The sequence below is a fragment of the Aeromonas sp. QDB30 genome, from assembly GCF_027707645.1.
GTDB lineage: Bacteria > Pseudomonadota > Gammaproteobacteria > Enterobacterales > Aeromonadaceae > Aeromonas > Aeromonas caviae.
In genome coordinates this window covers 1-21,532 of record NZ_JAPCIY010000072.1, presented here as the reverse complement: position 1 = coordinate 21,532, position 21,532 = coordinate 1, and the positions used below count along the sequence as shown (strand labels likewise).

The following is a 21,532-nucleotide window of genomic DNA, read 5'->3' as shown; positions in this document are numbered from 1 at the left end:
GCCAAACCACAGAAGTATGCGACGAGAAAACCTAGTAAAAACAATGCCAGTCAGGCTTAACTGACTGGCATTACGGCCCAGGTCGCGGTTTTTGTTTATCTATTTCACGGCTGGCTTAGTAGTATGAAGCCTCGATGTCACAAGGAAAGAGACGTCATGAAGCTGGTGTTGTTCATATGGATGGGTTGGTTGTGGCTGGCGGCCCCGGTGCATGCCGATTCCCCGCCGCAATTGCAGGCTCCTCTGGTGGCGGACGAGGGACTGGATGGGCATCGGGCGTACCTGGACGGCCGTATGGCGCTCGGGCAGTTTGATGCCATGGACTCGTTGCTTGAGACCCTGTCGGTGGGGCAGCGGGAGTTCCTGTTGTTCCAGTTGCTGGGTGAGCTCAAGTCATCGGGCGCACCCAGCCCGGCGCTGCTGGCCTGGGTGCGGGCACAAGCGGCCAAGGCGCCACAATGGCTGGTGGAAGGGAAGGTGGACGGTTTCCTGGTGCAGCTACCCGCCTACGACTTCCCCGCCGAGGCCCGGCTGGTGCTGAGCCACTGGCAGCAGCTGGCCTGGCAGGACAACTATCGCCAGTTGCTGGAGCAGGATCGCTTCGACTTCAAGCAGGTCTACTACAGCCGCAATCCCGAGCTGGCACAGCAGCAGCAGGCCCTGCTGGCGGTGCTCGATCGGCAGCCGGTATCCGTGCTGCGTCGGGAGGCGCAGCGGCTTGCCGCCCTCAATCTCTTCCTGCCGGACAACCAGTTGCTGCTGCACTTCATCGAACAGACCGGGGAGACGGCACTCTACCTCAAGCTGTGGCGTCAGCCAGTGGATCACGATAGCCTGACTGCACTGCACACCATTTCCCGCTTTTATTCAGGGCAGGAGGCGAGCGATCTGCTGATCGCCGCCAGCCAGAACAGCCGCCTGATGGTCCCCGCCCTGCACCAGCTCAGCCGCCTCTCCCCCTTGCCGGACGTGGCCCAGCAGTTCCTCCTGGCCGAACTCGGCAAGCACCAGTATGGCGGGCTGGTGGCCGGCCTGTTGTTGCAGATGGACGAGCCCAGGCTCCTGGGTCAATTGGCAAACCGGCTGACGCTTCAGGAGCGGCGACACGCCTCGTCCGTCATGAGGTCCGATACGGGTACACCGGATACGCCGCCAGGGTTATAATGCGGGACCACCTGATCCCGCTGGGGTACTTGCATGAAATACAAGGACTTGCGTGATTTTATCGCGCAGTTGGAACAAAACGGACAGCTCAGGCGCATCAGTCGCGAGATAGACCCCTATCTGGAGATGACCGAGATCAGCGACCGTACCCTGCGTGCGGGGGGCCCGGCTCTGCTGTTTGAGAATCCCAAGGGCTACACCATGCCGGTGTTGACCAACCTGTTCGGCACACCGGACCGGGTTGCCATGGGCATGGGCCAGCCCAACGTCAGCGCCCTGCGCCAGGTGGGGACCTGGCTCTCCTACCTGAAAGAGCCGGAGCCGCCTCGCGGGCTCAAGGAGCTGATGGAGAAGCTGCCCATCTTCAAGCAGGTGCTCAACATGCCGACCAAGCGGCTCTCTTCGGCCCCCTGTCAGCAGGTGGTGCTGGAAGGGGACGCGGTGGATCTGGATCAGATCCCCATCCAGCACTGCTGGCCCGGGGATGTGGCGCCCCTGGTCACCTGGGGGCTGACCATCACCCGCGGTCCCTACAAGAAGCGGCAGAACCTTGGCATCTATCGCCAGCAGAAGATCGGCAAGAACAAGCTGATCATGCGCTGGCTGGATCACCGGGGCGGCGCCATCGATTTTCGCGAGTGGCAGGAGGCCCACCCGGGCGAACGCTTCCCGGTGGCGGTGGCGCTGGGCGCCGATCCGGCGACCATCCTGGGCGCGGTGACGCCGGTGCCGGACAGCCTCTCCGAATACGCCTTTGCCGGTCTGCTGCGGGGCAGCCGTACCGAGGTGGTGAAGGCGCTGAGCTGCGATCTGGAAGTGCCCGCCAGCGCCGAGATCGTGCTGGAAGGCTATCTGGAGCCGGGGGAGATGGCCCCCGAAGGGCCTTACGGCGATCACACCGGCTACTACAACGAAGTGGACGAGTTCCCGGTCTTCACCATCACCCACATGACCATGCGCCGGGATGCCATCTACCACAGCACCTACACCGGCCGTCCGCCCGATGAGCCGGCGGTGCTCGGGGTGGCGCTCAACGAGGTGTTCGTGCCGCTGTTGCAGAAGCAGTTCCCCGAGATAGTGGACTTCTACCTGCCGCCGGAGGGGTGCTCCTACCGGATGGCGGTGGTGACCATCAAGAAGCGTTACCCTGGCCACGCCAAGCGGGTGATGCTGGGAGTCTGGTCCTTTCTGCGCCAGTTCATGTACACCAAGTTCGTGATCGTCTGCGATGACGACATCAACGCCCGCGACTGGAAGGACGTGATCTGGGCCATCACCACCCGGATGGACCCGGCTCGGGACACCACCCTGATCGAGCACACCCCCATCGACTACCTGGACTTCGCCTCGCCGGTCTCCGGGCTCGGCTCCAAGATGGGGCTGGATGCCACCAACAAGTGGCCGGGGGAGACCAATCGCGAGTGGGGTCAGCCCATCGTCCAGGACGAGGCGGTAAAGCAGAAGATCGATGCCATCTGGGACGAGCTGAAGATCCTCGACTGAGGGATCCCCGATGCGGCGCGGCCATTGTGACGCAAAAGTGCGGTATTGCCGTGCCGAATTGGGTATGCTCGACAGACCTGACCACCAACTGGTCGCCATAAAAACAGTGAAACCATGAGCGAAGCGGGCCGGGCAGGCCCCTCACAAGGACAAGAATGCAACGTATCAAGTGCCGCGTAGAGGAACTGCGCGAATATGTCGACACCATCTGGCACGTGGCGCTGGCGCCGCAGCAGGAGGTGAGCTTCAAGCCGGGCCAGTATCTGCTGGTGGTGATGAGCGATTCGGACAAGCGCCCCTTCTCCATCGCCAACTCGCCGACCCGCTCCGGCGTGCTGGAGCTGCAGATCGGTGCCACTCCCGAGAATGCCTATGCCGGTCAGGTGCTGGCCCGCATGCGCGAGCAGGGAGAGATCGAGGTCGAGCTGGCCGCTGGCAAGGCGTTCCTGCGCGACGAATCCCCCCGACCGCTGATCCTGATGGCGGGCGGCACCGGCTTCTCCTATGCCCGCGCCATCCTGGAATACCTGATCGGCAGCGGCAGCAAGCGTCCGGTGTTCCTCTACTGGGGCGTACGCCAGGCGCACTGGCTCTACGAGCTGGAGCAGATGCAGCAGTGGGAGCGCGACTACGCGCCGCTGACCTTCATTCCCGTGGTGCAGGAGCCCGAGAGCGACTGGACCGGCAGGACCGGGCTGGTGCACAAGGCCATCATGGATGACTTCGTCAGCCTGCATGACTACGACATCTATGTGGCGGGCCGCTTCGAGATGGCCGGTGCCGCGCGGGAAGAGTTCAAGGTGCTGGGCGCCGAGCCCGAGCGCATCTTCGGCGATGCCTACGAGTTTATCTGACCACGGCCAACCGCAGAGCGTCGATCTGCCCCCTTATCGTCTTGCGAGAGAAGGGGGGATGAGAAACTCGTTGTCCCCATAAAAACGACAAACCCCAGCCTGGCTGGGGTTTGTGCTATCTACGGCGGGTCACGCCGGATCATTCGCCCTTGGCAGCGAGCTGCTGCTCGAGCTGGGCCAGCTTGGCCTCGAGGGCGGTCAGCTTCTCCCGGGTGCGCAGCAGCACCTTGGTCTGCACGTCGAACTCCTCGCGGCTCACCAGATCCAGCTTGTTGAGCTGAGCCTGCAAGACCTGACGGGTCTTTTTCTCCACCTCTTCACCCATGCTGCGAATGCCGGGGGGCAGGGCGTTGTGTATCTGTTTGGCGATCTCTTCCAGTTTTTTCGGGTCGATCATGGGGGTCTCCTTAAGCAATGGCGCCATTCTACCGACAAATCGTCCCCTTTGCCGAGATCGGAGCGGCTTTTTGCGCCATGGATCCAGCCGGGCTCTGGTCGGGTCTGGTTGATGCACCCTGGCTGCTACCCTGTGACGCCGGGGATCAATTCCAATTCCTTGATGGTGTACACAAAAAAATCAGATCAGATGACTGACCAGAGGCTTATTAATTGTTGCGTTGCTGTTAATATGATTCGGTCGGGTTTGAACCCTACCCCGTCAGGCTCATCATGGATAACAACATAAAAGAGATAAGGATATGAAGAAAAAGCTAATTTACGCGGCCGTCGTCAGTGCGCTGCTGAGCGGTTGTGGTGGCAGTGACGACAACACAGGCGATACCTCAAGCTATCTCGATTATCTGCTGAGCGGCTCCAATGTAGTCCGACCCAGCGCCCTGGCAGCCCGTGCGACCGACGGTACCCTGAAATTCTCCACGGAAACGGCGGATCTCTCCAACCCGGTGTCCGCCCTCTCCACCTTGGATGGCTGGTCGACTACCCAGGCGATCCAGATAGTGCCGGTGACGGCCTCCGGCATCCAGGTCAAGGCGCCGGCCGCTGCTGAATTCGCAGCCTCCGTGGCCCCCCTCTACCTGATGGAGCTGGAGTTTGACAGTGCGGCCCTGCGTCCGAGCGGCGTGAAAAAGGTGCTGACCTACGGGGTGGACTTCGTGGTGGCCGAGACGACCGGCAAGCTGAATCTGGTGCCGCTCAAGCCGCTCAACCCCTCTTCCTACTACATGATAGTGGCGACCGATACCCTCAAAGACAGCACGGGTGCCCCCCTGCGACCGGGTAGCGACTACAGCAACTACAAGACCAGCACCGGCAGCAACGCCCAGGAGCAGACCATCAGCGGCCTGATTGCGCTGCAGGAAGGGCTGTTCAAGGCTGCCACCGGCATCACTAGCGACCACGTGATCTTCTCCGACTGGTTCGGTACCCAGTCCGGCGCCGACGTGCTGGTGGCGGTGAAAGGGGCGGCCGCATCCGTGCTCAAGAGCCCAACCCTGGACGCTGCTGCCCTGTGGAAGCAGGACGCCTTGGGCAATACCAGCCTGCCTGGCACCTATACCCTGTCGGTGAGCGGCGGCAGCCCCTTCCTGACCCAGCTGGACGCCGAGAACTTCCTGCCCCAGGAGCAGAAGGATGCGATTGCCGCCGCTTTTGGTGACGGCACTCCACTCCACAATCTGGCCTTGGGTACCACCGTCTACAGCGGCACCGTCAAGCTGCCCTATTTCCTCTCCTCCCCGGCCACCGCCGGCTCCTGGGACAAGGCGAAGACCCAGTCCTGGCACGGTGCCATCCCCAGCCTCTACGCCATCGCGAACGCCCTGAAGGCCCAGGATACCGAAGTGATCGGCGGCCTGGTGGGGGCGGGTGTGGATCCGGCCTTGCTGGGCGAACTCATCGCCGATCCGAGCCGTCAGGCCGAGCTGCTGGCACAGGCGAGCAAGCTGATCGGGGTGACCCTCACCTCCGGCGGCAAGGCGCTGGATCCCGAGATGAACATCGGGCGCTTCAACCCGCTGCCGGCACTGGAAGAGGTGCAGTCCGTCCCGATGCGGATCTTCGCCGCCGCACCGCTGGCGAACATCACCGACGTGATCATCTATCAGCACGGCGTCACCTCCGTGAAGGAGAACGCCTATGCGCTGGCCCTTGGCCAGATTGGTGCCGGTGCCCAGGCGAGCAAGAACGTGGCCGTGGTGGTGATCGATCATCCGTTGCACGGTGAACGCGGCTTCGCCCTGACCGGCAGCATGGACTCGGTGACCACCTCCGACAACCCGACCCCCTACCTGAACCTGAGCTACCTGACCGTGGCCCGCGACAACCTGAAACAGAGCGTGGCGGATCTGCTGGGCCTGCGTCTGGCAGTGGGGCTGGCCAATGCCAAGGGCGCCATCGGCACCGCAGGCAGCCTCAAGGTACACTTCCTGGGTCACTCTCTGGGTGCCATCGCGGGGGCCAACCTGCTGGCGGTGGCCAACCAGTCTGTTGGCAACCCGACGGCAGACGCCCTGTTCAAGTTCGACACTGGCGGCCTGGCTATGCCGGGTGGCGGCATAGCGCCGCTGTTGCTGAACTCGCCGACCTTCGGCCCGACCATCCAGATGAGCGTGCTGACCGCTGGCAGTGCGGCCCTGAAGGCAGCCTTCACCGCCTATGCCCCGAACTGCAAGACGGCGGTGCCGACCTGCTTCGTCAACGAGTTCCTGCCGAGCCAGGATGCGGCCACCCAGGCCACGGCGGCCAGCACCCTGCAGAGCTACAGCTTCGCGGCGCAGTCGGTGCTGGATTCGGCAGACCCCATCAACCTGGGGAGCGGCATCGCGGCGGACTTCCCGCTGTTTGCCACCGAAATCGTCGGCGACGGCGCCCTGAGCCTGTCGGATCGGGTGATCCCGAACAGCATCGCCACCGCCCCGCTGGGTGGCACCGAGCCGCTGTTCAAGGTCCTGGCCCTGCAACCGCTGACCGCCACCGGCGCCGCCAACCACAGAGCGGCCCGCTTCGTGGCCGGGGGGCACAGCTCGCTGCTGGCACCTGACGAGAACTTCGATCCGACCGGCGCCGTCACCACCGAGATGCAGACCCAGTTCGGCAGCTTCTTCGCAAGCGGCGGTACCGCGGTCAAGGTGACCGACGGCAGCCTGCTCAAGCAGTAAGCCGGCCGACCAATAAAAACGCCGCCCCAAGGGGCGGCGTTTTTTTATGGCAAATCGGCTCAGGCTGGCCTGTGGTGCCTGTCCAGCCAGCCCTGGGCAAGGCCGACCAGCAGACCCGCCAGGTGAGCCATGTTGGTGGTCGCTATGGTTGCCGAGCAGTTGCCGGCAACCAGGCCTCACCCTGGCCGATGGCGCCTGTCCAGCCAGCCTTGGGCAAGGCCGACCAGCAGGCCCGCCGGTGAGCCATGTTGGTGGTCGCTATGCTTGCCGAGCAGTTGCCGGCAACCAGGCCTCACCCCGGCCTGTGGTGTCTGTCCAGCCAGCCCTGGGCAAGGCCGACCAGCAGGCCGACCAAATGGGCCATGTTGGCGGTGGGGGTACCGAGCATGTCCAAGAAACCGAGCACCAGCCAGACCAGTATGAAGCCCATCAGGGCCGGCGGCATGGCGAGGCCGCAATCCGGTTGCAGCCTGGCTCGCAGCCAGCTGTAGCCGAGCAGGGCATAGACCACCCCGGAGAGGCCGCCAAAGCGCGGGCCGCTGGCAAAGAACTCGGCGATATTGGGCAGGGCAGCCCCGACGATGAGCAGGATGAACAGCTTGCCGCTGCCGAGGCGCTGCTCTATCTGGCCACCGAGATACCACCACCACAACAGGTTGAACACCAGGTGCAGCACCGAGAAGTGGATGAAGGCCGGGGTGACGTAGCGCCAGGCCTGCCAGTCGGTGAACTGGGCCAGGGTGGGGTGGAAGGCGAGCTCGTCGAAGATGGGCAGGCCGATGGCATCCAGAGCGTAGATGGCCAGGCAGGCGATGATGACCACCAGGGTCAGAGGGCCCGCCTGGTGGAGGAAATCGGTGACCGGATCCGTCATCCCCTTGCTGTAGTCGATCCGGGCATCGGCATGGCCGGACTGCCAGGAGGCCTCCATGTAGCGGGGATGATTGGGTTCGCTCAGGAAGCGTTTGACCTCCTGCTGGGCCTGGGCGAGGCGCCGTTCGTCTGCCAGCCAGACCGAGACGCCGAGCTCGGACTGGGTCAGCTCGCACGGAATGCCCAGGGTGGCGAGATAATCCACCAGCGCCTGGGCCATGCGGGCGTCGCCCAGCACCAGCAGCTGGATCATGCCGGTGGAGGAGGAGCGACCCGCCTCTGTCATGCGTCCCCCGCCTGGATGGGGAACTCCCTGCGCCAGGCCTCGAAACCGCCATCCAGGCTATAGACCTCGTCATAGCCCTGTTGCAGCAGGTACTGGGCCGCCCCCTGGCTGCTGTTGCCGTGATAGCACATCACGATGACGGGGGTATCGAAGTCCACCTCGTTCATAAAGCGAACCAGGGTGCCGTTGGTGAGGTGGAAGGCGCCGACCGCGTGGGCCGTCTCGAAGGATTGGGGATCGCGAATGTCCACGAGACGGGCTTCGCCTGCGCTCAGCTTCTGGTGGGCATCATGGGCGCTGATATGGGCAAACTGGTCCATTGAGATGTCCTGAAAATGGAGGGTTGAAGGGCAGTTTACCGCAAGCGGCGGTTTGCGCTAAGTGTGCAATGGGGGCGGCATCCAGGGGATCGCAATTTTCTTCAATATCGGGCCGCCCGGGCCGGGTAGGCTCGGACTTCCCTCAATTGAACGAGCATCATCCATGGAATTCAGTCTGCTGTTATCCATGGCCGGGTTTGCCCTGGCCATGTCCATCTCTCCGGGGCCGGTCAATCTGGTCGCCCTTGGCACCGGCGCCCGGTACGGTTTCACGGCCAGCCTGCGCCACGTGGTGGGGGCCACCCTCGGCTTCATCCTGCTGCTCCTGCTGATGGGGCTGGGTCTTGGCGGCGCCCTGTCCCGCTGGCCTGTGGCGCTGGGGGCCATTCACTGGGGCGGCGTGCTCTTTCTCGGCTGGATGGCCTGGCAGTTGCTGGTGGACAGCGGCGAGGTGGAGGAAGTGGAGGGCGTACCCCCCGCCTTCTGGTACGGGGCCTTGATGCAGTGGCTCAATCCCAAGGCCTGGCTCGCCGCCAGCATGGGGATGGGAGCCTATGGGATCGCGGGCGGCATGCGCCAGATCGCCCTCTTTACCGGCATCTATCTGGTGATCTGCCTCGGCTCCATCGCCTGCTGGGCCTATGCGGGCAGCCGATTGCAGGGGTGGCTGGTCTCTCCTCGCCGATTGCGCTGGTTCAATCGGGCCATGGCGCTCTTGCTGCTGCTCAGCGCCGCCTATCTGGTGCGCTCGTCCTGAGGGACGAGCTGCGCTCTGTACTGGCCCGGGGTGGCGGCCACCCGGCGTTTGAACTGGCGCTGGAAGTGGGCCTGATCGGCAAAACCGCTGGCAAGGGCCACTTCCGCCAGGGGCTGCCCCTGGCGCAGCAGGGTGCGGGCGTGGCGAATGCGCTGATCGAGCAGGTAGGCGTGGGGCGTCATGCCGTAGTGGCGGCTGAAGGCGCGCACGAAGTGGGAAGGGGTAAGCCCGGCCACCGCACTCAGCTGTGCCAGGGTGAGGGCGCAGGCACTCTCGTCCTGCATCAGCTCGGCGGCTCGCTGCAGGTGCTGGGGAGGGCGGTCATCCCACTTGGCCGGGGTGAGCCTGGCCAGAAGCTGGCGGCTGAAGAGGTGGCAGGCCACTTCGCGAGCCAGGGGATCCGGCTCCTCCACCAGTTGCCGATGAAGCCGGCAGAGCCCCTGGTAGAGCAGGGGATCCCGGCTTGCGGTCATGTCGAAGGGGCGAAACGCGTTGCCGAGCCCGGCCTCCTCCTGCTGGCGCTGCAACCAGAGGTTGTCGATGTAGAACATCAGATAGGACCAGGGCTGGTCAGCGACGGGATTGCAGGCGTGCACCTCTTCCGGGTTCATCAGCACCAGGCTGCCGCGGCCGACCTCTTGCAGGCTGCGCTGGTTGAGGTAGTGGCTGTGGCCGCCGGTGATGGCGCCGATGGAGAAGTGGGGGTGGCTGTGCTTGTCATAGCAGACGCGCCGGCCATCCTGCACCGCCCGCGCCTCGATGAAGGGCAGGGCGGGATCGTGCCAGAAGTGGTGCTGATCCTGCGTCGCCCGCGCACGGCTCACAATGTGCTCCTCGGCGGGGGGCTGTTCCCCTGCCGGGCTCTGGGAGCGCGGCAGGGGAAGGGTGACGATGGTTGCTGCATCCTCAGCCGCCGAGATAGGCCTGGCGCACTGCCGGGTTGGCCAGCAGGGCCGCCCCCGTGTCTTGCAGCACCACCCGGCCGTTCTCCAGCACATAGCCGCGATCCGCCAGCTTGAGCGCCTGGTTCGCGTTCTGCTCCACCAGGAAGATGGTCATCCCCTTCTGGCGCAGTTGCTCTATGGTGTCGAAGATCTGCTGGATGACGATGGGCGCGAGTCCCAGGGAGGGTTCATCCAGCAGCAGCAGGCGCGGCTTGCTCATCAGGGCGCGGCCGATGGCCAGCATCTGCTGCTCGCCGCCGGACATGGTGCCTGCCCGCTGCTCCAGCCGCTCGTGCAGGCGGGGGAACAGGGTAAAAATCTGATCCAGCAGGCCGCGCTGCTCCGCCTTGTCGACGAAGAAGGCCCCCATCAGCAGGTTCTCCTCCACCGTGAGGCGGGCGAAGATGCGGCGCCCCTCCGGCACCACGGCGATGTCCTTGCGCATGATGCGGGCGGTGGTGAGGGAGTCTATCTGCTCCCCTTCGAACCAGATGGAACCGCTGCTGGGCTTGGGCTCGCCACACAGGGTCATCAGCAGAGTGGTCTTGCCGGCGCCGTTGGCGCCGATCAGGGTGACGATTTCCCCCTCTTTCACCTCGACGCTGACGTCGTGCAGCGCCTGAATTTTGCCGTAGTGGGTCGATACGTTGCGAAGTTCTAACATCTTTTTGTCCTTACGACTCGCCCAGATAGGCCTTGATCACCGCCGGATTGCTGCGGATTTCGTCCGGTTTGCCGTGGGCCAGCGGGGTGCCCTGGTTGACCACGAAGATGCGGTTGGAGATCTCCATCACCAGCTTCATGTCGTGCTCGATCAGCAGCACCGAGACCCCGAACTCGTCTCGCAGGTTGGAGATGAGCTCGTTGAGCTCGTCGGTCTCCTTGGGGTTGAGGCCTGCGGCCGGTTCATCGAGCATCAGCAGTTCGGGCCGGGTCGCCATGCAGCGGGCGATCTCGAGGCGGCGCTGCTGGCCGTAAGCCAGGTTCCCCGCGGCGCGGTTGGCGAGATCCTTGAGGCCCACCTTTTCCAGCCAGAAGGCGGACTGCTCCAGCCCCTCTTTCTCGGCACGGCGGAAGGAGGGAGTCTTGAACAGGCCGGCGATGAAGCCGGTATTGAGATGCCTGTGCTGGGCCACCAGCAGGTTTTCCACCGCCGTCATCTCCTTGAACAGGCGCACGTGCTGGAAAGTCCGCACTATGCCCTTGCGGGCGATGAGGTGGCCGGGCAACCCCTGGATCTCCTCACCCTTGTAGCGAATGACACCGCCACTCGGGCGATAGAAGCCGGTCAGGCAGTTGAAGATGGTGGTCTTGCCCGCCCCGTTGGGGCCGATGATGGAGATCACCTCCCCCTTTTCCACATCCAGCTTGACGCCGTTGACTGCGAGCAGGCCGCCAAAGCGCATCGACAGATCTGAGACATCCAACAATGGTTGATTGTTGCTCATTTACGCAGCTCCATATGGGGTCGACTCATGGGCAGCAGTCCCTGCGGCCGCCAGATCATCATGAATACCATCAAGAGACCGAACATCAGCATGCGATATTCGTTGAACTCGCGGGCGAGCTCCGGCAGCACCGTCATCACGATGGCCGCCAGCACCACCCCGATCTGGGATCCCATGCCCCCCAGCACCACAATCGCAAGGACGATGGCCGACTCGATGAAGACGAAGGATTCCGGGCTGATGAAGCCCTGGCGCGAGGCGAAGAAGCTGCCGGCAAAGCCCGCGAAGCAGGCGCCTATGGTGAAGGCGGTCAGCTTGATGATGGTGGGGTTGAGCCCCAGGGACTTGCAGGCGATCTCGTCTTCCCGCAGCGCCTCCCAGGCACGGCCGAGCGGCATGCGCAGCAGGCGGTTGATGACGAACAGGGTCGCCACTACCAGCACCAGGGCCATCAGGTAGAGGAAGATCACCTTGTGGTTGGCGTTGTAGGCGATGCCGAAGAAGTCGTGGAAGGTGCCAAAGCCCCCATCCTTGACGGTGCGGTTGAACTCGAGCCCCCCCAGGGTCGGTTTCGGAATGCCGGAGATCCCGTTCGGACCGCCGGTCAGGGTGGTCATGTTGTTGAGCAGGATGCGGATGATCTCGCCAAAGCCCAGGGTGACGATGGCCAGGTAGTCCCCCCGCAGCCGCAGCACCGGGAACCCGAGCAGGAAGCCGAAGGTGGCCGCCAGCAGACCTGCGATGGGCAGACACTCCCAGAAGCTCAGACCGAAGTAGGTGTTGAGCAGGGCGTAGCTGTAGGCGCCGACCGCATAGAAGCCGACATAGCCGAGGTCGAGCAGACCGGCGAGGCCCACCACCACGTTCAGTCCCAGCCCCAGCATGATGTAAATCAGGGTGAGGGTGGCCAGATCGATGGCGCCGCGAGAGGCCATGAAGGGCCAGCTCACCGCAAACAGCAGCACCAGCACGGCGGTGAGGTTATAGAGCTTGGGGGCCTCTTCGGGGCTTGGCAGCACCAGCTTGGTGAAGCCGATGGAGAAGCCGCTGATGGAGGCCTGGAACAGCCGGCTTATCTGGCCGCGCAGCATCTGGAACCAGAAAACGATGGTGGCGCCCCCCAGCAGCCAGGCCAGCGACACATCGAGGCGGCTCACCACCAGCAGGCGGGAGCCATCGGTCTCCAGCTTGAAGCCGAGCAGCCAGAAGGAGAGCACCAGCAGCACCAGGCTGGCGATGCAGGCATGGATAAATTGACGTTTCATCAGACTTTCTCCACTTCCGGACGGCCGAGAATGCCAGTGATGGTCATGAACAGCAGCACGAGGGCATGCATAGATTGGTTTTTCATACCTTCTCGACCTCCGGACGACCCAGGATGCCGGTGGGCATGAAGAGCAACACGAAGATGAGCAGGGCAAAGGCCATCACATCCTTGTACTCGGTGCTGAGATAGCCCGCGGTGAGCGCTTCCACCACGCCGAGCAGCAGGCCGCCCAGTACGGCACCGGGAATGCTGCCGATGCCGCCCAATACCGCAGCGGTGAAGGCCTTCAAACCCGCCATGAAGCCGAGATAGGGGTTGATGACACCGTAGTACATGCCGAGCAGCACCCCCGCGACGGCGGCCAGGGCGGCCCCCAGCACGAAGGTGATGGAGATGACCACGTGAGTGTCTATCCCTAACAGGTTGGCCATCTTGATGTCTTCGGAACAGGCACGGCAGGCACGCCCCATGCGGGAGCGGCCGATGAACTGGGTCAACGCCAGCATGGTGACGAAGGTCACCACGAAGATGATGAGCTGCATGTAGGAGAGGCTGGCCTGGAAGCCATCCTCGCCGCCGAGGGTCCAGCCCCCGGAGATCAGAGTGGGCATGGCGATGTCACGCGAGCCCTGGGCCATCCGCATCATGTTCTGCAGGAAGATCGACATGCCGATGGCGGAGATGAGGGGGATCAGGCGGTTGCCGCCCCGCAGTGGACGATAGGCCACCCGTTCTATGGACCAGCCATAGCTGCCGGTGATGATGATGCTGACCAGGAAGGCGCCCCCCAGCAGCAGCACGGTGCTGTCGATGCCCATCATCATGAGCCCGGCCATCACCATGAAGGCGACATAGGAGCCGATCATGTAGACCTCGCCGTGGGCGAAGTTGATCATGCCGATGATGCCGTAGACCATGGTGTAGCCGATGGCGATCAACGCATAGGTGCTGCCTATGGTCAATCCGTTCAGCAACTGCTGAACCAGATAAAGAAGGTGTTCGGACATACCGCGTTCCCTGTGTACTTGCCCGCAAAGAAAGGAGGGGTGACTCACGTCACCCCGACCGGCAGATTATTTGAGTTGAGTGGAGGTACCGTCGGCGTGCCACTGGAACACACCGAATTCGAAGCCTTTCAGGTCACCGTTCGGCGCCCAGGTCAGGGGGCCCATCACGGTGTCGATCGGTGCGGCCTTGATGGCGGCAGCGACGGCAGCCGGATCATCCTCGCCCGCCTTGGCGATACCGGCCGCCAGGGCCTGCATGGCGGCGTAGGTGGTCCAGACGAACGGACCGGAGGAGTCCTGACCCTTGGCCTTGAACGCTTCTACGATGGGGGCGTTGGCCGGCACCAGGTCATATTTGTTCGGCAGGGTCACCAGCAGGCCTTCGGAAGCCGGGCCGCCGATGGCGGAGATGTCCTTGTTGCCCACGCCTTCCGGACCCATGAACTTGGCCTTCAGACCCTTCTCGCCAGCCTGGCGCAGGATCAGACCCAGCTCCGGGTGGTAGCCGCCGTAGTAGACGAAGTCGACGTTCTCTTTTTGCAGCTTGGCGATCAGGGCGGAGAAGTCCTTGTCGCCGGCGGTGATGCCCTCATAGGCAACGACCTTGACGCCTGCCTTGTCCAGCGCGGCTTTCACGCTGGAGGCGATGCCTTCGCCGTACTGTTTCTTGTCGTGGATGACGGCCACGCGCTGGGGTTTGACCTGCTCGATGATGTACTTGGCGGCGGTCGGGCCCTGGTCGCTGTCCAGACCGATGGTACGCAGGGTCAGCTGGTAACCGCGCTCGGTGATCTTGGGGTTGGTGGAGGCGGGGGTGACCATCAGTACCCCTTCATCTTCATAGATGTCGGAGGCGGGCAGGGTGTTGTCGGAGCAGAGGTGGCCGACCACGAACTTGACGCCGTCGTTGATCACCTTGTTGGCGATGGCCACGGCCTGCTTGGGATCGCAGGCATCGTCATAGATGACGGCTTCGATCTGCTTGCCCTTAATGCCGCCCGCCTTGTTGATCTGCTCGACCGCCATCTTGCCGCCGGTGAACTGCATGTCACCGTACTGGGCGACCGGGCCGGTCAGGGGGCCGGCAATGCCGATCTTGATGGTATCGGCCGCATTGGCCATGGAAACTGATCCAAACAGAGCCAAAGAAACCGCTGCTCTGACTGCCATTTTGCTGAAGTTATGCATTGATTCGTCCCTTAATCAGTGAATTGTTTCATTTTATGCACGTCATTCCGAGCCTGTGTCCCGCCAGCCCGGCGATAGATAAGGTTCTATCATTCCTCGCCGGGCAATAACAAGATGTTAAAGATACTAACCGGAGCAGGCGCGAGAGGGGTTTTGTGAAACTAACACGCAGTTTATTGCTGTTTATTGGAGTTTAATGTCGCTGTGATGGTGCAACATACAGTTAACAAATTGTCATGGTGACAATTTCCAGAGTAAAAAACTGACGATATTTCATTCTGCGTCCGCTCTCATTTTGACCAAAATCCGTTTGCGCAAAAAGAAATGACCGCATAGATTAGCCAGCATTGATAATTCACTGGCAGCGCCCGTTAAAACCAAGCCTTTATTCGGGAAATCTGCTACTGTTCCGCCTTTGTTATTCAGGAGACAGAGATGGCAACTATCAAGGATGTCGCCTCGCGCGCAGGTGTATCCATCTCCACCGTCTCACATGTACTCAATCACACCCGTCGGGTCAGCGAAGACGCAACCCAGAAAGTGCTTGAGGCGGTGGCAGAGCTGAACTACGCGCCCAACTCGGTGGCGCGCAGTCTCAAGATCAATTCGACCAAGACCATTGGCATGCTGGTGACCACCAGTGCCAACCCCTTCTTCGCGGAAGTGGTACAGGGGGTGGAAGCCTACTGCTTCGAGCAGGGTTACAGCCTGATCCTGTGCAACACCGAGAACCAGCCGCCCCGCCAGCAGCACTATCTGCGCATGCTGATGGAGAAGCGGGTGGACGGTCTGCTGGTGCTGGGGACCGATATCGACACCCAGTTCAGGGACATGCTGCGCATCCACAAGAAGGTGCCGCAGGTGGTGCTGGACTGGGGCAACGAGTGCGATTTCGCCAACGTGATCAACGACAACGCCCGCATCGGCGCGCGTCTGGCGGTGCGCCATCTGCTGGAGCAGGGCCACACCGACATCGTCTGCATCACCGGCCATCTCGCCAAGCCGACTACCCAGCAACGGCTGGACGGGGTGCGCGATGCCCTGGCTGAACAGGGGATGACCCTGAAAGAAGAGCAGATCTTCGAAGGGGACTACGAGAGCCAGAGCGGCTTCGATGCCATGCAGCGCATCCTGGCCCTCACCCCTCGCCCGACCGCGGTCTTTGCCTTCGACGATCCCATGGCCATCGGTGCCATCTGCGCCGCCTGGGAGGCCGGGGTCAAGGTGCCGGACGATATCTCCATGATCGGCTATGACGACGTGGAGATGGCGCGCTTCTCCAGCCCGCCGCTCACCACCATCCGCCACCCCAAGGCCGAGCTCGGTCTGCTGGCGGTGCAGCAACTGGTGAGCCGGATCCGCAACAAGGAGCTGGAAGTGGAGTCCATGACGGTGCAGCCCGAGCTCATCGTCCGCCGCTCGGTCAAGTCCCTGCGCTGACGGCGCCACGGGTGCCATGAACAAGAAACCCCCTCGCCAGCGAGGGGGTTTCTGTTTTTGGGCCCCTCTCGAATCTGGGGGCGTCAGGCCTTGAGGCCGAGCCGCCTGGCGAGGCGGTGCAGGTTGCCGCCGTCCAGATCCAGCGCCCGGGCGGTGGCGGCCCAGTTGCCGTCATGGGCCGTCAGGGTCTGCTCGATGAGCTGGCGCTGGAACAGATCGGTGGCGGCGCGAAGGCCAAGGTCGGCAATGGCCGGGGAGGCGGGCTGGCTGACGGTGTCGGCGGGCAGGGATGAGCCCGTCGGTCCCAGGTTGAAGTGGTGGGGTTCCAGGGTCGGCGAGGGGCTCCCCTGTTCGGCCCTGGCCAGCACGGCGGCGCGGTGGATGGCGTGCTCCAGCTCCCGCACGTTGCCGGGCCAGTCGTGGCGCTCGAGCAGTTGCAGCGCTTGTGGCTGGATACGCAGCCGCTCCAGCCCCAGGCCGAGCCGGCAGCGCTCGCAAAAGTAACCGGCCAGCAGGGGAATGTCGCCTGGGCGTTCCCGCAGTGCCGGGGCGTGGATCGGGAAGACGCTCAGCCGGTGGTAGAGGTCGGCCCGAAACTGCCCCTCGACCACCGCCTGCTTCAGATCCCGGTTGGTGGCCGCCAGGATACGCACATTCACCTTGAGCGGGGTGTCGTCACCGATCCGCTGCAGATCGCCGTATTGCAGCACCCGCAGCAGCTTGGCCTGCAGCGCCAGGGAGAGCTCCCCTATCTCGTCGAGAAACAGAGTGCCCTGATCCGCCAGCTCGAACTTGCCCGCCCGGTTGTGGATGGCGCCGGTGAAGGCCCCCTTCACGTGGCCGAACAGCTCGCTCTCGGCCACCGATTCCGGCAGGGCGGCGCAGTTGAGGTAGACCAGGGGGGCATGGGCGCGGGGCGAGCCGCCATGCACCGCCTTGGCGATCAGCTCCTTGCCGACCCCGGTCTCCCCCAAAATCAGCACGTTCAGCTCGGAGCTTGCCACCACGTCTATCTCGTGGCGCAACCGGGCCATGGCGGGGGAGCGGCCAATCATCTCGGGCTGGCCCGGCCCATTCTGGGTGGAGGGAGCGAGGGGTTCGCTGCTCTGGCGGGCGAGCCGCTCCAGCAGCAGGGCGTTGTCGAGGGCGGCGGCGGCCAGAGCCCCCACCAGCCGCAGCTCCTCGTCGCTGATGCCGTCGAACTGGGTCGGGTTCATGCCGTCTATGGTCAGGGCGCCGATCAGCGCCTGATCCGAGAAGAGCGGCAGGCCGACGCAGGCGTGTACCTTGAAGTCGTCGTGATCCGGCAGCAGGCCGTCATAGGGGTCGGGCAGGGCGCTGTCGGCAGGGAAGCGCACCACATCCCCGGCGCGGGCGATGGCCTCGAGGCGCGGGTGATCCTTGAGGGCGAAGCGGCGCCCCAGCACGTCCTGCATCAGGCCGTCGATGGCCAGCGGAATGAACTGGCCCCCCTCGTAGCGCAGCAGGGCCGAGGCATCGGAGTTCAGCAGGCTGCGCACGCTCTGGATCAGGCGGTGGAAGCGGTCCTGATGAGAGATGCCGAGTTGCAGGTCGAGGGCGATGCGCGCCAGGCTGTCGGTCGAGATCACGATAATTGTCCAAATGACAGTATGTTTGTGATTTTGACTATAAAGGTGTGGTGTCTTAATGACAACGAGTGATATGCGAAGCCATTAAAAACAATGGGTTACAATTTGGCACGTCCGCTGCAATAGCTGGTTCAGTTGAACATCCACTATTGCATTCGAGGAACTGCCTGATGAGCATTCACGTCAAGAACAACATCCACTGGGTCGGCCAACGGGACTGGGAGGTACGCGACTTCCACGGCACCGAGTACAAGACCCACAAGGGCACCAGCTACAACAGCTACCTCATCCGCGAAGGGAAAAACGTGCTGATCGACACCGTCGATCACAAGTTCAGCCGGGAGTTCGTGCAGAACCTGGCGGCCGAGATCGATCTCGCCGCCATCGACTATGTGGTGATCAACCACGCCGAGGAGGATCACGCCGGCGCCCTGACCGAGCTGATGGCCCGCATTCCCGGCACCCCCATCTACTGCACCCACAACGCCATCGACTCCATCACCGGCCATCATCACCACCCGGAGTGGAACTTCCACCCGGTCAAGACAGGTGACAGCCTGGACATCGGCAACGGCAAGCAGCTGGTATTCATCGAGACCCCCATGCTGCACTGGCCCGACAGCATGATGACCTACATGACCGAGGATGCGGTGCTCTTCTCCAACGACGCCTTCGGCCAGCACTACTGCGACGAGCACCTGTTCAACGACGAGGTGGATCAGAGCGAGCTGATGGAGCAGTGCCAGCGCTACTACGCCAACATCCTCACCCCCTTCAGCCCCCTGGTGACCGCCAAGATCAAGGAAGTGCTCGGCTTCAACCTGCCGGTGAGCATGGTGGCCACCTCCCACGGCATCGTCTGGCGCGAGGACCCCACCCAGATCATCCTGAAATACCTGGAGTGGGCCGACCACTATCAGGAAGACCGCATCACCCTCTTCTACGACTCCATGTCCAACAACACCCGCATGATGGCCGACGCCATCGCCCAGGGCATCCACGAGGTGGACCCCGGCGTGGCGGTGAAGATCTACAACGTGGCCCGCCACGACAAGAACGAGATCCTGACCCAGGTGTTCCGCTCCAAGGGGATACTGGTGGGCTCCTCCACCATGAACAACGTCATGATGCCCAAGGTGGCGGGCATGCTCGAAGAGATCACCGGCCTGCGTTTTCGCAACAAGCGCGCCTCGGCCTTCGGCAGTTACGGCTGGACCGGTGGCGCGGTGGACCGGATCCAGACCCGATTGATGGATGCGGGCTTCGATATCAGCATCTCTCTCAAGGCCAAGTGGCGGCCGGATGGCTCGGCGCTGGCCGAATGCCGCGAGCATGGCCGCCAGCTCGCCCGTCAGTGGGCGTTGCACCCGCTGGACGCACCCCGCCCGATCACCACAACCCAGACAACCGTGACGCCCGTCCCCCTGATGCCCGCTGCTGAGCCGAAAGCCGCCCCGGCGGCTGAATGGGATGACGACCAGGCCATGCTCTGCACCGTCTGCCAGTGGGTTTACGACCCGGCCCAGGGCGAGCCGGATCAGCTGGTGGCGCCGGGCACCCCCTGGGCCAAGGTGCCGGACAGCTTCCTCTGCCCCGGCTGCGGCATCGGCAAGGAGGTATTCGAACCCTGTGCGGTGGAGGCCTGTGTATGAGCACAACAACGCAGAGTGACGCCGGCATCAGCCGGGAGATAGTGGTGATCGGCAGCGGCTTCGCCGCCCAGCAGCTGGTCAAGAGCCTGCGCAAGCTGAACGCCGAGCAGCCCATCCGCCTCATCACCGCCGACAGCGGCGACGAGTACAACAAGCCGGACTTGAGCCATGTGGTGAGCCGGGGCTGCGCCGCCGCAGCCATGACTCGGCTGAGTGGCAGCGCGTTTGCCGAGCAGCAGCGCATCGCGCTGCTGCCCCACTGCCCGGTGCTCGGTATAGATCCCACCCGGCGCACCCTGTTGACCTCGCAGGGGGAAATCCCCTACGGCCAACTGGTGCTGGCCACCGGCGCCAGTGCGGTGCGCCCCGAGATACCGGGCAGCGAGCATCTGGTGACCCTCAACAGCCAGCAGGAATACGCCGCCGCCGAGGCGCAACTGCGCCAGGCCCGCCGCATCCTGGTGCTGGGGGCCGGCCTTATCGGCTGCGAGCTGGCGATGGACATGGCGAGCGATGGCCGCGAGGTCACCCTGCTGGATCTGGCCGATAGCCCGCTCAGCGCCCTGCTGCCCGCCACCCTGACCCAGCCACTGCAACAGGCGCTGCGCAGCCAGGGGGTCAGTCTGCAGTTCGGGACGGGTCTCGCCAGGGTGGATGCCCAGCCGGGGGATGGCTGGCGCGTCACCCTGACCGACGGGCGCGTCAGTGCGCAGGATCTGGTGATCGCCGCCATCGGCCTGCGGCCGAATCTGACCCTGGCCCGCGGGGCCGGGCTGGAGGTGGATCGCGGCATCCTGGTCGATGATCGGCTGCAGACTAGCGATCCCCATATCTTCGCGCTGGGGGATTGCGTGCAGTGGCAGGGTCAGCTGCTCCCCTTCCTGCAACCCATCGTGCTGGGGGCCAATGCGCTGGCGCGTACCCTGCTCGGCACACCGACCCCGCTGACCCTGCCCCCCATGCTGGTGAAGGTGAAGACGCCGCGCTACCCGCTGCAACTGGCTGGCCGCACCCGGGGCGAGGATCTCGCCTGGCAGTGCCGCTGGAACAGCCACGGCATGGTGGCCGAGGCGCGCGACCAAGCCGGCGAGTTGTGCGGCTTCGTGGTGGGGGGTGACCAGATGAGCGCCGCCTTCCCGCTGCTGCGTCAGCTGCCCCGTTAACCCCTTTCATTGCACCGGCCGGGTCGACCCGGCCACACGAGGAGAACCGATATGGCCATGCAACTGATCCCGTCTCACTGGGTGGTGCGCCGTTCCACTCCCTTCTTTACCCGCGAGAATGTGCCCCAGGCCCTGCTCACCCACCACAACACCGCGGCCGGGGTGTTCGGCCAACTCTGCGTGATGGAGGGCACAGTCACCTATCACGGCTTTGCCAATGAGCAGGCCGAAGAGCCCGAGGTGAGCCTGGTGATCCGGGCCGGGGAGTTTGCCACCAGCCCGCCCCAGTACTGGCACAGGGTTGAGCTGTCGGAGGATGCCCGCTTCAACATCCACTTCTGGGCCGAGCAGGCCGAATCCGACCAGCCGCTGTTCCACAGCCGCAAATAACGGGGTTTAAGGCTGAGGGGGCGGAGCGGGCAAATGCCCCCTCTGCCCATGCAGATCAAAATCATCAACTCAGATGTTGGTTATCCTGCCCCCTCGATTCGGATGAGCACAGTGAGGCGTTGTTGACCAAATCCGTCGCTGGATGGCCGTTCCCCAACCCGTTGATACCACTCAATTCACTGGCTGGCGAACAGGCATACCAAGCCCTATCAGCTTGTTCATCACCTTCACGCCAGCCAGGATTTCGCCCACCTGGGCGTTGTAGTTCCGCAGGCTCAGCGTTGGCCCGATGAGTTGCTTGAACCGGTACATGGCGGTCTCGGCTATCGAGCGCTGGTGATAGCCGGAGTCTTTCTTCCATTGCTTCAGTTCACCGGCCTTGAGCGCCGTCACCGCCTCGTTGCGGGGATGGCCTTCCTCCCACGGTGCCGCATTTTTTCTCGGCGGTATGGTGGCTTTCGCCCCCTTTTTCTTGGTTCTTCGCGGGATCTTGGGGAAGTGGAAGTTGACAGACAGGGTGCTGGTAAACTGGCTGTCTCCAAACACACCA

At 63.5% G+C, this 21,532-nt stretch carries 20 protein-coding genes; 9 read left to right on the top strand and 11 right to left on the bottom strand.

Annotated features, from left to right (window positions below; translation table 11 throughout):
• Nucleotides 1-156: 156 nt before the first annotated feature.
• The 3 genes from PG896_RS17270 to fre all read left to right on the top strand — a co-directional run bounded on the left by PG896_RS17270 (nucleotide 157) and on the right by fre (nucleotide 3,521).
• Nucleotides 157-1,164, top strand: a complete 1,008-nt coding sequence (locus tag PG896_RS17270; protein ID WP_041212040.1) for a hypothetical protein — start codon at nucleotides 157-159, stop codon at nucleotides 1,162-1,164.
• Nucleotides 1,165-1,197: 33 nt separating this feature from the next.
• Complete coding sequence (gene ubiD / locus PG896_RS17265) at nucleotides 1,198-2,667, top strand: 4-hydroxy-3-polyprenylbenzoate decarboxylase (protein WP_052815127.1); 1,470 nt, start codon at nucleotides 1,198-1,200, stop codon at nucleotides 2,665-2,667.
• Between the two features lie 155 nt (nucleotides 2,668-2,822).
• Complete coding sequence (gene fre, locus PG896_RS17260) at nucleotides 2,823-3,521, top strand: NAD(P)H-flavin reductase (RefSeq protein ID WP_010672373.1); 699 nt, start codon at nucleotides 2,823-2,825, stop codon at nucleotides 3,519-3,521.
• A 139-nt stretch (nucleotides 3,522-3,660) separates the two neighbouring features.
• Here the strand turns inward: fre and ubiK are convergent, their stop codons facing one another.
• Nucleotides 3,661-3,918, bottom strand: a complete 258-nt coding sequence (gene ubiK, locus PG896_RS17255; RefSeq protein ID WP_010672374.1) for a ubiquinone biosynthesis accessory factor UbiK — start codon at nucleotides 3,916-3,918, stop codon at nucleotides 3,661-3,663.
• Nucleotides 3,919-4,219: 301 nt separating this feature from the next.
• On the opposite strand from ubiK, the gene PG896_RS17250 reads away from it, so the two are divergent.
• On the top strand, nucleotides 4,220-6,637 hold the full coding sequence (locus tag PG896_RS17250) for a VolA/Pla-1 family phospholipase (RefSeq protein WP_270835993.1): 2,418 nt from the start codon (nucleotides 4,220-4,222) through the stop codon (nucleotides 6,635-6,637).
• Between the two features lie 292 nt (nucleotides 6,638-6,929).
• Here the strand turns inward: PG896_RS17250 and glpG are convergent, their stop codons facing one another.
• Together glpG and glpE are read right to left on the bottom strand one after the other, a co-directional pair.
• Nucleotides 6,930-7,763, bottom strand: a complete 834-nt coding sequence (glpG, locus tag PG896_RS17245) for a rhomboid family intramembrane serine protease GlpG (RefSeq protein ID WP_270835994.1) — start codon at nucleotides 7,761-7,763, stop codon at nucleotides 6,930-6,932.
• A gap of 29 nt (nucleotides 7,764-7,792) precedes the next feature.
• Nucleotides 7,793-8,116, bottom strand: coding sequence for a thiosulfate sulfurtransferase GlpE (gene glpE, locus PG896_RS17240; RefSeq protein WP_005307320.1), 324 nt, complete (start codon nucleotides 8,114-8,116; stop codon nucleotides 7,793-7,795).
• Between the two features lie 163 nt (nucleotides 8,117-8,279).
• On the opposite strand from glpE, the gene PG896_RS17235 reads away from it, so the two are divergent.
• Nucleotides 8,280-8,873 (top strand): LysE family translocator, encoded by a 594-nt coding sequence (locus PG896_RS17235; protein ID WP_039041000.1) that lies wholly within the window; start codon nucleotides 8,280-8,282, stop codon nucleotides 8,871-8,873.
• On the opposite strand, the gene PG896_RS17230 is transcribed toward PG896_RS17235, so the two are convergent.
• The 6 genes from PG896_RS17230 to PG896_RS17205 form a co-directional block, all read right to left on the bottom strand.
• Complete coding sequence (locus PG896_RS17230; protein WP_042017410.1) at nucleotides 8,852-9,697, bottom strand: AraC family transcriptional regulator; 846 nt, start codon at nucleotides 9,695-9,697, stop codon at nucleotides 8,852-8,854. The two genes, PG896_RS17235 and PG896_RS17230, sit on opposite strands and share 22 nt — an antisense overlap.
• Before the next feature lie 82 nt (nucleotides 9,698-9,779).
• On the bottom strand, nucleotides 9,780-10,481 hold the full coding sequence (locus tag PG896_RS17225; protein WP_201872455.1) for an ABC transporter ATP-binding protein: 702 nt from the start codon (nucleotides 10,479-10,481) through the stop codon (nucleotides 9,780-9,782).
• A gap of 10 nt (nucleotides 10,482-10,491) precedes the next feature.
• Nucleotides 10,492-11,265 carry a high-affinity branched-chain amino acid ABC transporter ATP-binding protein LivG gene (livG, locus tag PG896_RS17220; RefSeq protein WP_010672381.1) on the bottom strand — a complete coding sequence of 258 codons (774 nt, stop codon included), beginning with the start codon at nucleotides 11,263-11,265 and terminating at the stop codon, nucleotides 10,492-10,494.
• Nucleotides 11,262-12,530 (bottom strand): high-affinity branched-chain amino acid ABC transporter permease LivM, encoded by a 1,269-nt coding sequence (locus PG896_RS17215; RefSeq protein WP_010672382.1) that lies wholly within the window; start codon nucleotides 12,528-12,530, stop codon nucleotides 11,262-11,264. The genes livG and PG896_RS17215 overlap by 4 nt, the downstream gene beginning before the upstream one ends.
• 82 nt (nucleotides 12,531-12,612) lie before the next feature.
• Nucleotides 12,613-13,539 (bottom strand): high-affinity branched-chain amino acid ABC transporter permease LivH, encoded by a 927-nt coding sequence (gene livH / locus PG896_RS17210; protein WP_010672383.1) that lies wholly within the window; start codon nucleotides 13,537-13,539, stop codon nucleotides 12,613-12,615.
• Between the two features lie 66 nt (nucleotides 13,540-13,605).
• A complete protein-coding gene (locus PG896_RS17205; protein WP_039041003.1) occupies nucleotides 13,606-14,727 on the bottom strand; it encodes a branched-chain amino acid ABC transporter substrate-binding protein in 1,122 nt (373 codons plus the stop codon).
• Nucleotides 14,728-15,162: 435 nt separating this feature from the next.
• Between PG896_RS17205 and PG896_RS17200 the strand changes: the two genes are divergently transcribed.
• The gene (locus tag PG896_RS17200; protein ID WP_041212034.1) at nucleotides 15,163-16,167 is read left to right on the top strand and encodes a substrate-binding domain-containing protein; all 1,005 of its coding nucleotides are present in this window, start codon (nucleotides 15,163-15,165) and stop codon (nucleotides 16,165-16,167) included.
• Between the two features lie 83 nt (nucleotides 16,168-16,250).
• Here the strand turns inward: PG896_RS17200 and norR are convergent, their stop codons facing one another.
• On the bottom strand, nucleotides 16,251-17,777 hold the full coding sequence (norR, locus tag PG896_RS17195; RefSeq protein WP_270835991.1) for a nitric oxide reductase transcriptional regulator NorR: 1,527 nt from the start codon (nucleotides 17,775-17,777) through the stop codon (nucleotides 16,251-16,253).
• A 170-nt stretch (nucleotides 17,778-17,947) separates the two neighbouring features.
• Here norR and norV point away from each other — a divergent pair, with 170 nt between their 5' ends.
• From norV to PG896_RS17180, 3 genes are read left to right on the top strand one after another with little or no spacing between them, the layout of a single operon-like run.
• Entirely contained in the window at nucleotides 17,948-19,429 is a 1,482-nt protein-coding gene (gene norV, locus PG896_RS17190; RefSeq protein WP_201872457.1) for an anaerobic nitric oxide reductase flavorubredoxin, read from the top strand.
• The gene (gene norW, locus PG896_RS17185) at nucleotides 19,426-20,592 is read left to right on the top strand and encodes an NADH:flavorubredoxin reductase NorW (protein WP_270835990.1); all 1,167 of its coding nucleotides are present in this window, start codon (nucleotides 19,426-19,428) and stop codon (nucleotides 20,590-20,592) included. Before norV ends, norW begins: the two co-directional genes overlap by 4 nt.
• A gap of 51 nt (nucleotides 20,593-20,643) precedes the next feature.
• Nucleotides 20,644-20,982 (top strand): DUF1971 domain-containing protein, encoded by a 339-nt coding sequence (locus tag PG896_RS17180; protein ID WP_201956882.1) that lies wholly within the window; start codon nucleotides 20,644-20,646, stop codon nucleotides 20,980-20,982.
• A gap of 171 nt (nucleotides 20,983-21,153) precedes the next feature.
• Here PG896_RS17180 and PG896_RS17175 read toward each other — a convergent pair.
• On the bottom strand, nucleotides 21,154-21,532 hold a 379-nt coding region (locus PG896_RS17175; RefSeq protein ID WP_333563600.1), incomplete at its 5' end, for a transposase.

Excerpts from the sequence above, each read along its gene's own strand:
- ubiK (WP_010672374.1), bottom strand. The coding sequence starts at position 3,918 with ATGATCGACCCGAAAAAACTGGAAGAGATCGCCAAACAGATACACAAC.
- PG896_RS17235 (WP_039041000.1), top strand. The coding sequence starts at position 8,280 with ATGGAATTCAGTCTGCTGTTATCCATGGCCGGGTTTGCCCTGGCCATG.
- fre (WP_010672373.1), top strand. The coding sequence starts at position 2,823 with ATGCAACGTATCAAGTGCCGCGTAGAGGAACTGCGCGAATATGTCGAC.
- PG896_RS17180 (WP_201956882.1), top strand. The coding sequence starts at position 20,644 with ATGGCCATGCAACTGATCCCGTCTCACTGGGTGGTGCGCCGTTCCACT.
- norV (WP_201872457.1), top strand. The coding sequence starts at position 17,948 with ATGAGCATTCACGTCAAGAACAACATCCACTGGGTCGGCCAACGGGAC.
- livG (WP_010672381.1), bottom strand. The coding sequence starts at position 11,265 with ATGAGCAACAATCAACCATTGTTGGATGTCTCAGATCTGTCGATGCGC.
- glpE (WP_005307320.1), bottom strand. The coding sequence starts at position 8,116 with ATGGACCAGTTTGCCCATATCAGCGCCCATGATGCCCACCAGAAGCTG.
- PG896_RS17215 (WP_010672382.1), bottom strand. The coding sequence starts at position 12,530 with ATGAAACGTCAATTTATCCATGCCTGCATCGCCAGCCTGGTGCTGCTG.
- PG896_RS17250 (WP_270835993.1), top strand. The coding sequence starts at position 4,220 with ATGAAGAAAAAGCTAATTTACGCGGCCGTCGTCAGTGCGCTGCTGAGC.
- PG896_RS17270 (WP_041212040.1), top strand. The coding sequence starts at position 157 with ATGAAGCTGGTGTTGTTCATATGGATGGGTTGGTTGTGGCTGGCGGCC.
- PG896_RS17200 (WP_041212034.1), top strand. The coding sequence starts at position 15,163 with ATGGCAACTATCAAGGATGTCGCCTCGCGCGCAGGTGTATCCATCTCC.
- livH (WP_010672383.1), bottom strand. The coding sequence starts at position 13,539 with ATGTCCGAACACCTTCTTTATCTGGTTCAGCAGTTGCTGAACGGATTG.
- PG896_RS17225 (WP_201872455.1), bottom strand. The coding sequence starts at position 10,481 with ATGTTAGAACTTCGCAACGTATCGACCCACTACGGCAAAATTCAGGCG.
- glpG (WP_270835994.1), bottom strand. The coding sequence starts at position 7,763 with ATGATCCAGCTGCTGGTGCTGGGCGACGCCCGCATGGCCCAGGCGCTG.
- ubiD (WP_052815127.1), top strand. The coding sequence starts at position 1,198 with ATGAAATACAAGGACTTGCGTGATTTTATCGCGCAGTTGGAACAAAAC.
- PG896_RS17205 (WP_039041003.1), bottom strand. The coding sequence starts at position 14,727 with ATGCATAACTTCAGCAAAATGGCAGTCAGAGCAGCGGTTTCTTTGGCT.
- norW (WP_270835990.1), top strand. The coding sequence starts at position 19,426 with ATGAGCACAACAACGCAGAGTGACGCCGGCATCAGCCGGGAGATAGTG.